7 protein-coding genes are annotated in these 8,040 nt (G+C 69.8%); 4 read left to right on the top strand and 3 right to left on the bottom strand.

Annotated features, from left to right (window positions below):
- The first annotated feature begins 291 nt into the window (after window positions 1-291).
- From NBZ83_RS10365 to NBZ83_RS10350, 4 genes are all read left to right on the top strand, one after another.
- Window positions 292-1,026 (top strand): amino acid ABC transporter ATP-binding protein, encoded by a 735-nt coding sequence (locus NBZ83_RS10365; protein ID WP_308203348.1) that lies wholly within the window; start codon window positions 292-294, stop codon window positions 1,024-1,026.
- A gap of 166 nt (window positions 1,027-1,192) precedes the next feature.
- Window positions 1,193-2,194 carry a glutamate ABC transporter substrate-binding protein gene (locus NBZ83_RS10360; RefSeq protein WP_261568523.1) on the top strand — a complete coding sequence of 334 codons (1,002 nt, stop codon included), beginning with the start codon at window positions 1,193-1,195 and terminating at the stop codon, window positions 2,192-2,194.
- Window positions 2,195-2,289: 95 nt separating this feature from the next.
- Window positions 2,290-2,985, top strand: a complete 696-nt coding sequence (locus NBZ83_RS10355; RefSeq protein WP_261568524.1) for an amino acid ABC transporter permease — start codon at window positions 2,290-2,292, stop codon at window positions 2,983-2,985.
- Window positions 2,982-3,884 (top strand): amino acid ABC transporter permease, encoded by a 903-nt coding sequence (locus tag NBZ83_RS10350; protein ID WP_261574848.1) that lies wholly within the window; start codon window positions 2,982-2,984, stop codon window positions 3,882-3,884. Before NBZ83_RS10355 ends, NBZ83_RS10350 begins: the two co-directional genes overlap by 4 nt.
- Window positions 3,885-3,911: 27 nt before the next feature.
- Here the strand turns inward: NBZ83_RS10350 and rny are convergent, their stop codons facing one another.
- The 3 genes from rny to recA form a co-directional block, all read right to left on the bottom strand.
- Window positions 3,912-6,017, bottom strand: a complete 2,106-nt coding sequence (gene rny, locus NBZ83_RS10345) for a ribonuclease Y (protein WP_261574850.1) — start codon at window positions 6,015-6,017, stop codon at window positions 3,912-3,914.
- 348 nt (window positions 6,018-6,365) lie between these two features.
- Window positions 6,366-6,971 (bottom strand): recombination regulator RecX, encoded by a 606-nt coding sequence (recX, locus tag NBZ83_RS10340; protein ID WP_261574847.1) that lies wholly within the window; start codon window positions 6,969-6,971, stop codon window positions 6,366-6,368.
- 3 nt (window positions 6,972-6,974) lie between these two features.
- Complete coding sequence (gene recA, locus NBZ83_RS10335) at window positions 6,975-8,015, bottom strand: recombinase RecA (RefSeq protein WP_261568528.1); 1,041 nt, start codon at window positions 8,013-8,015, stop codon at window positions 6,975-6,977.
- Window positions 8,016-8,040 lie beyond the last annotated feature (25 nt).

The following is an 8,040-nucleotide window of genomic DNA, read 5'->3' as shown; positions in this document are numbered from 1 at the left end:
GGGCAGGGGTGGGCGCCCCGCCGGCGCCCCGCCGCGCCGACCGCCGGCACCCACCGGAGCACCGGCAGGGGTACCCGCCTGGAAAATGTCAATAAATATACAGATTCGCGAACTTCCGATCCCGGTCGCGTATTATCCGCGGATGCCGTTCCAACGGTCCGGAAACGGAGCGCGGCGGCCGTCCACCTGTCAGACCGACGACTGATCCGCGCGCCTGGCCCGTCCATCCGGGACCTGCCGGGATGCTCGGCCCAACACCACACCGTTCTGCCATTGTGTCGGGAGGTCGATGTGCCCCTGGTGACCTTGGAACGCGTCGGGAAATCCTTCGGCGACAACCGAGTGCTGAGCGACGTCGACCTGACCGTCGAGGCAGGGGAGGTCGTGGTCGTCATCGGCCCCTCCGGGTCCGGAAAGTCGACGCTGTGCCGTTGCATCAACCGGTTGGAGACGATCGACGAGGGCCGCATCCTGTTCGAGGGCAACCCACTGCCCGCGGAGGGACGTGAACTCGCCCGGATGCGTTCTCGGGTGGGAATGGTTTTCCAGTCGTTCAATCTGTTCGCCCACCGCACGATTCTCGATAATGTGACGCTCGGACCGACGAAAGTGCTCGGGCAGAAGCGGGGTCCCGCCGAGGCCCGCGCCCGCGAGCTGCTGACCAGGGTCGGCATCGCGGACAAGGCCGACCGGCTGCCCCGCCAGCTCTCCGGCGGCCAGCAGCAGCGCGCCGCCATCGCCCGGGCGCTGGCCATGGATCCGGTGCTGATGCTTTTCGACGAGCCGACCTCGGCCCTGGATCCCGAGATGATCTCCGAGGTGCTCGACGTCATGCGCTCCCTGGCCGCGAGCGGGATGACCATGATCGTGGTCACCCATGAGATGGGCTTCGCCCGCTCCGCCGCGGATCGCGTCGCCTTCATGGCCGACGGCCGCATTCTCGAGATCGCTCCACCCGACGAATTCTTCGGCGCGCCGAAGTCCGAACGGGCCAGGGACTTTCTGGCCAGGATCCTGCAGCACTGATCGGGCACCGCGCGGGTGCGCACCCGTTGCACCCGCGCGGGCACCGGGCGAGAGCCATGCCGCAGGCAGCACCGGGACACCGGGACACCGGGACACCGGGACACCGCATTCGACATCAGAGCCCGCTCCGGACCCCGCGGTCCGGATCACCGCGAGAGGATCGGTCATGCGTACACCGTTTATTCGGGGCCGGCGGCCAGCCGCCGAGCATCTTCCCGGGGACCTCGGGGACCCCGGGCAGCCGGTCGGGGGCTCACCCCGGCGATTCGCCGGGCCCGGCCGCGCCCGGCGGCAGCGCGGCGGCGCGTTGCTGCTCGGCGTCGCGATGGTCGCCACCGTCGGCCTGACCGCCTGCGGCAGCGACGACGATGGCGGGGACACGGCCACCCCGAACGCCGCGGCGAGCTTCGCCCCCGGTACCACGATGGCCAAGCTCCACGACGCCGGGAAGATCACCGTCGGGACCAAGTTCGACCAGAACCTGTTCGGCCTGAAGAACCTCAGCGGCAAGCCCGAGGGCTTCGACGTCGAGATCGCGGAGATCGTCACCGACGCGCTCGGGATCCCCCGCGACAAGGTGAACTTCGTGGAGACGGTGTCGGCCAACCGCGAGCCGTTCATCCAGCAGGGCCGGGTCAACATGGTCGTCGCCACGTACACGATCAACGACAAGCGCAAGAAGGTCGTCGACTTCGCCGGGCCGTACTACGTCGCCGGACAGTCGATCATGGTGGCGAAAGACAACACCGACATCACCGGCAAAGACTCCCTCGCCGGCAAGAAGGTGTGCTCGGTCAGCGGCTCCACCCCGGCGGAGAACATCCGCAAGGTGGCACCCGCCGCCCAGCTGGTGCTGTTCGACGTGTACAGCAAATGCGCCGACGCGCTGAAGAACAAGCAGGTGGACGCGGTCACCACCGACAACGTGATCCTCCTCGGCCTCATCGACAAGGACCCGGACGCCTTCAAGATCGTGGGCGGCACCTTCACCAAGGAGCCGTACGGCATCGGGATCAAGAAGGGCGACACCGCCTTCCGGACGTTCATCAACGACACGCTCGAGGCCGCGTACTCCGACGGGCGCTGGGCGAAGGCGTTCAGCTCGACCGTCGGCAAGGTGGAGCCGAACACGCCGACCCCGCCTCCCGTCGACCGGTACACCTCCTGATCCACCTGAGCACGCGGGTCCGCACCCGCTGACGCGGCGGGGGCTCGGGGCGGCCACCGGCCAGCCCCGGCGCCGTCCCGGCCCTCACCGCCGTCGTGCCGCCGCACCGCATCGGGCGTTCCACCGCACGAGGGAGCATCGCGATCGACGCCGTCTTCGACAACCTCGACATCTTCGCCGAGGGATTCCGCCGCACGGTGGGTCTGAGCCTGTTCGCCGCGATCGCGGCACTGATCCTCGGCACCGCGCTCGCGGCGATGCGGGTCTCCCCGGTGCCCCCACTGCGCTGGTTCGGCACCGCCTACGTGGAGACCGTCCGCAACACCCCGTTGACCGTGGTGTTCTTCTTCGTCGTGTTCGTCCTGCCGCAGGTCGACATCAGGTTCTCCTACTTCACCTTCGCGGTCGTCGCCCTGTCGATCTATCACGCGGCGTTGGTCTGCGAGGCGGTCCGCTCCGGCATCAACGGGGTGGACCTCGGTCAGGCCGAGGCGGCTCGCGCGATCGGCCTGACCTTCACCCAGACGCTGCGGATGATCGTGCTGCCGCAGGCATTCCGCAACGTGCTCCAGCCGCTCGGGAGCGTGATCAGCGCGCTGATCCGCAACACCTCGATCGCGGCGGCGTTCGGCGTCCAGGAGCTGACCGGGGTGGTGCAGCGACTGACGACGGCCAACCCGGACTCGGTCATCGCCGTGCTGCTCGGCGGCGTCGTCGCCTACCTGATCCTCACCCTGGCGCTGGCAGGCGCGCTGGCCCTGACCGAACGACGGGTGGCGAGCGCACGATGAGCGGCACACCGATCGTCCTGGCGGATCCGCCCGGCCCGCGGGGCCGGCGGCGCATCCTGATCTCCAGCATCATCGCGCTCGTCGTCCTCGCCGGCCTGGTCACGCTGGCGCTGCTGCGGCTGGCGGACTCCGGTCAGCTCGACGGCGAGCTGTGGAGCGTGTTCATCGACCAGCCCGACCTGCGAACCCTGCTGTGGAATGGCCTGCTCGACACGCTGCGCGCAGCGCTGACGGCGATGGTGTTCGCCGCGGCCCTGGGCATCGCGCTGGCGTTGGCGCGAACGTCACGACAACGGGCCGTGCGCATCCCGGCCACCGCTGTGGTCGAGTTGTTCCGTAGCTTGCCGGTGCTCATGCTGATCCTGTTCGCCTACCTGGGCCTGCCGGCGCTCGGTTGGCAGCTGTCGGCCTTCTGGGCCCTGGTCCTCGGCCTGACGGCTTACAACGGGGCAGTGATCAGCGAGATCTTCCGGGCGGGGATCGCCTCGATCGACCGGGGGCAAACCGAGGCCGCGAGTGCGCTCGGGCTACGGCCGCTGCAGATCTTCCGACTCATCCAGTTCCCGCAGGCGGTCCGGCGGATGAGCCCGACGCTGATCAGCCAGCTCGTGACCCTGCTCAAGGACACCTCTCTCGGTTTCGTCATCGCCTACAGCGAGCTGCTGCGCTCCGGGCGCGGCGCCGTGGAGTTCCTCGGCAGTCGATACGCCCTGCCGATCTACACGGTGATCGCCGCGATCTACATCGTGACCAACGGCATGCTGTCGGCGCTGGCCCGCTGGCTTGATCGTCGGCAGAGCCGCCGGCTCGGTGGGCGGCATGTGGAGCTGCCGATGGATGCCGCGGCTGTGGCGGCTGCGCTGCCCGAGCAGGGCGGGCCGGACAGCGCCCGGACCTGAACCGCCTGGCCGGACTGACCGGACTGATCAGCGGGCCGTGCCCACCGCCCGGGTCTCGCGGACCACGGTCACTCGGATCTGACCCGGGTAGGTCAGCTCGTCCTCGATCTGCCTGGCGACGTCGCGGGCGAGCAGGTGAGCGGCGACGTCGTCGACCTCCTCGGGGATGACCATGACCCGCACCTCCCGCCCGGCCTGCATCGCGAACACCCGGTCGACCCCCGGGCGGTCACCGGCGATCTGCTCGATCCGTTCGAGCCGCTTCACATACGACTCCAGACTGTTGCGGCGGGCCCCCGGCCGGCCGCCGGAAATCTGGTCGGCCGCCTGGGTCAGCACGGCGCACAACGAGCGGGGCGCGACCTCGTTGTGGTGGGCCTCGATCGCGTGCACGACCTCCTCGTCCTCCCCGTAACGACGGGCCATATCCGCGCCGATGAGCGCATGGGAACCCTCGACCTCGTGCGTGAGCGCCTTGCCGAGGTCGTGCAGCAGGGCGGCGCGTTTCGCCAGGGGCAGCGCCATCCGCAGCTCCGCGGCCATGATCCCGGCGAGGTGCGCGCTCTCGATGAGGTGCGCGAGCACGTTCTGGCCGTAGCTGGTGCGGTAACGCAGCCGACCGAGCAGGGTGACCAGCTCAGGGTGCATCTCGGAGATTCCGGTCTCGAGCAGCGCGTCCTCGCCCGCGCGCACGCACCGCTCCTCCACCTCCACCTGGGCCCGCGCGTACTCCTCCTCGATGCGGTGCGGGTGGATACGCCCGTCGGACACCAGCGCCGCCAACGTTATCCGGCCGATCTCCCTTCGCACCGGGTCGAAACAGCTCAGCAGGACCGCTTCGGGGGTGTCGTCGATCAGCACGTTCACCCCGGTGACGGACTCGAACGTGCGGATGTTGCGCCCCTCACGGCCGATGATCCGGCCCTTCATCTCATCGCCCGGCAGGTGCAGCACGGTGACGACGGACTCGGCGGTCTGCTCCGAGGCGACCCGCTGGATGGCCGTGGTCACGATCCGGCGGGCGCGTTCCTCGCCTTCTTCCTCGGCCTGCGACTCGATCGCGCGAACAAGCAGGGCGGCCTCGCGGCGGGCCTCGTGCTCGATGGTCGAAACCAGCTCCGCGCGGGCCTGCGCCGCGGTGAGCTCCGCAATCCGCTCCAGCGCCGCCTGCCGCGCGGCCTCCACGCCGGAGGCCTCGACCGCCTTGCGGGCTAGCTCGTCCTCCCGGTCGAGCAGGTCCTGTTCACGCGCGGCGAGCCGACTGGCGTGTTCGTCCAGGCCGGCGGTGCGCTCCTCGACCCGCTGATCCCGGGCCGCCAGCGCCTCATCCCGGCCACGCAGTTCAGCCCGCCGGACCCGCAGCTCCTCCTCGAAGGAGGCCCGGGCCGAGGCGATCTCGGCCCGGGCGGCCTCCAGCTCGGCCCGGGCCACGTCGCGCGCCGCCGCCTCCGCGCGGGACGCGTCGGCCGCGGCGTCGGCGACCGCCTGATTGCGCAGCGAGGCGACCTCGTCGTCACCGCGCCGGCGGATCTCCGTGGCCTCCCGCTCGCCGCGAGCCAGCCGTTCCGCCGCCTCACGTTCGGCGCGCGCGACAATCTGCGCGGCCTCCCGCTCGGCGGCCTGCAGCGCCGATGCCACCTCCCGTGGCGGCACCTGCGCCGCAGCCTCCTGCATCGGCGCCCCGGCGGCGAGCGGAGCGTCGGTCCGGCCCGGGCCGGCGGACGATCCGGTCTCCGGTACGGACGCACCGCTACCGCCGCCAGAGTCGGGATCCGATGCGACGATGGCATCGCTCGGCACCCGCGCGGAGGCCGCGGAACCGGAACCCGTCCCCGCGACGACGGGCGAGCCGGCGACGGTCGTCACGGGGACGGCGCCGGCTGGCTGGGCACCGTCGGCGGCGGAGCGGACGGGAGGCAGCACCCGGACTGCGGGTTCCTCGTCGTCGTCGTCGAGCGGATGCGCGTTGGCTGCGGCCGCAGCCGCGGTACCCGAGGAGCTCCGGGCTGCATGTATCGCGGCACCGTAATGCCGATCCCCCCGCGCCGTGCGCGCCAGCCACGCCACGGCGAGGATAAGCGCGATGAGCACGACGAGAACGACTGACAAGAGGATGACGAGAACGCCGTCCATCGCTGCTCCCACCGCTATCGTCGGATCCGCCCAGGCAGGCTGGATCGAAGCGGCGAAGGACCCACGACCCGACGCGATCACAGCCGTGGAGGGACAGCACGCGGGCTCCATCATTACGATAAGGAGCCCACGACGGCACGCTGGAGCAGACCATCAGCGGTGATGGCCCATCCCAACATAGCGACTCGGGCACCCGCTCGCGGCGGCTGCCTCCTTGTGAAGTTGAACGAGCTATCGTCACCGCGTCGCCGCGGAGGATCCTGTCACCTTTCTGGGAGAATAAGTCGGGTCGTATTCTCCGGTCAAGAAATTCGTCACATTGACAACCGGCGAAAATCCCGCTACCGCTCACACGGAGGGATCGAGATCCCCGCCGTCCCACGTCGTCGGCGGCTCGCCGTCGTCGGTATCGGCGCTGGCCTGCTCCCGTACGACGCGGATCGCGAGCTCGGGCGGGTAGCCCCGACGCATGAGCATGGCCAGCAGCCTCCGCGTCCGCGCCTGTTCGGGCAGCCGGTCCATCGATCGCAAGCGGCGCCGGACAAGATCCCGGGCCGTGGCCTCCTCGTCCTGCGCCGCGACGACGGCCGTGGCCGCCTCGACCATGGCTGGTTGAACCCCTCGCCGACGCAGTTCCGCGGCGATCGCCTGCCGGCCCAACCCACGCTGGGACCGCGCCGAGGACACGAAGGCGGCAGCGAAGGCCGCGTCGTCCACGAGCCCGACGGCGGCCAGCCGGTCGAGGACGGCCGCGGCCACGTCGTCGGCCACGCCTCGGCGGCGCAAAGTCGTGGCCAACTCGGTTCTGCTACGCGCCCGCGTCGCCAGCTGGCGCAGGCAGATCTCCCGTGCGACGGCAAGCGGATCCGTCGGCCGGCCGGCACCAGGATCGCCCGAGGCGTCGGTGCCGGTGGCCGGACGGCGTTCGGTGTCGCGCCGACCGGCTCCCACCATCGGTTAGAGGTCGATGGGGACCGGTGCCACAACGTCGGATTCGACGCTGGGCAGGAGGCCGAGCTTTTCCTTGATCTTCTTCTCGATCTCGTTGGCCAGGTCGGGATTGTCCCGCAGGAACGACCGGGCGTTCTCCTTGCCCTGGCCGAGCTGGTCACCGTCGTAGGTGTACCAGGCACCGGACTTGCGGATGATGCCGTGTTCGACGCCCATGTCGATGAGGGAACCCTCGCGGCTGATTCCGCCGCCGTAGACGATGTCGAATTCGGCGGTCCGGAACGGCGGGGCGACCTTGTTCTTCACCACCTTGACCCGGGTACGGTTACCCACGGCCTCCGCGCCGTCCTTGAGCGTCTCGATGCGGCGGACGTCGAGGCGCACCGACGCATAGAATTTCAGGGCCTTTCCACCGGTCGTGGTCTCCGGTGAACCGAACATGACGCCAATCTTCTCGCGCAGCTGGTTGATGAAAATCGCGGTCGTGCCGGAGTTCGCCAGCGCGCCCGTCATCTTGCGCAGGGCCTGCGACATCAGGCGGGCCTGGAGGCCGACGTGGCTGTCTCCCATCTCACCCTCGATCTCGGCCCGCGGCACCAACGCCGCCACCGAGTCGATGACGATGATGTCCAGCGCGCCGGACCGCACGAGCATGTCCGCGATCTCGAGTGCCTGCTCACCGGTGTCCGGCTGGGAGACCAGCAGGTTGTCGACGTCGACGCCGAGCTTTCCCGCATAGTCTGGATCAAGGGCGTGCTCGGCGTCGATGAACGCCGCGATGCCGCCGGCGGCCTGCGCGTTGGCCACCGCGTGCAGGGCGACGGTCGTCTTCCCGGACGACTCCGGGCCATAGATCTCGATGACCCGGCCCTTCGGGAGGCCGCCGATGCCAAGCGCGACATCCAGCGCGATCGAGCCGGTGGGGATGACCTGGATCGGCGGCCGGGTTTCGTCCCCCAAGCGCATGACCGATCCCTTGCCGAACGCCTTGTCGATCTGCGCCAAGGCGTTGTCCAACGCCTTCTCACGGTCAAGTCCTGCCGCCATTGGAGTTACTCCATGCTGAGGTCGT

It is taken from the genome of Frankia gtarii (assembly GCF_025403375.1).
Taxonomy (GTDB): Bacteria; Actinomycetota; Actinomycetes; order Frankiales; family Frankiaceae; genus Frankia; species Frankia gtarii.
The sequence above is the reverse complement of the archived record's forward strand: the minus strand, read 5'-3'. Positions and strand labels throughout refer to the sequence as shown.

Excerpts from the sequence above, each read along its gene's own strand:
- NBZ83_RS10360 (WP_261568523.1), top strand. The coding sequence starts at position 1,193 with ATGCGTACACCGTTTATTCGGGGCCGGCGGCCAGCCGCCGAGCATCTT.
- NBZ83_RS10350 (WP_261574848.1), top strand. The coding sequence starts at position 2,982 with ATGAGCGGCACACCGATCGTCCTGGCGGATCCGCCCGGCCCGCGGGGC.
- rny (WP_261574850.1), bottom strand. The coding sequence starts at position 6,017 with ATGGACGGCGTTCTCGTCATCCTCTTGTCAGTCGTTCTCGTCGTGCTC.
- recX (WP_261574847.1), bottom strand. The coding sequence starts at position 6,971 with ATGGTGGGAGCCGGTCGGCGCGACACCGAACGCCGTCCGGCCACCGGC.
- recA (WP_261568528.1), bottom strand. The coding sequence starts at position 8,015 with ATGGCGGCAGGACTTGACCGTGAGAAGGCGTTGGACAACGCCTTGGCG.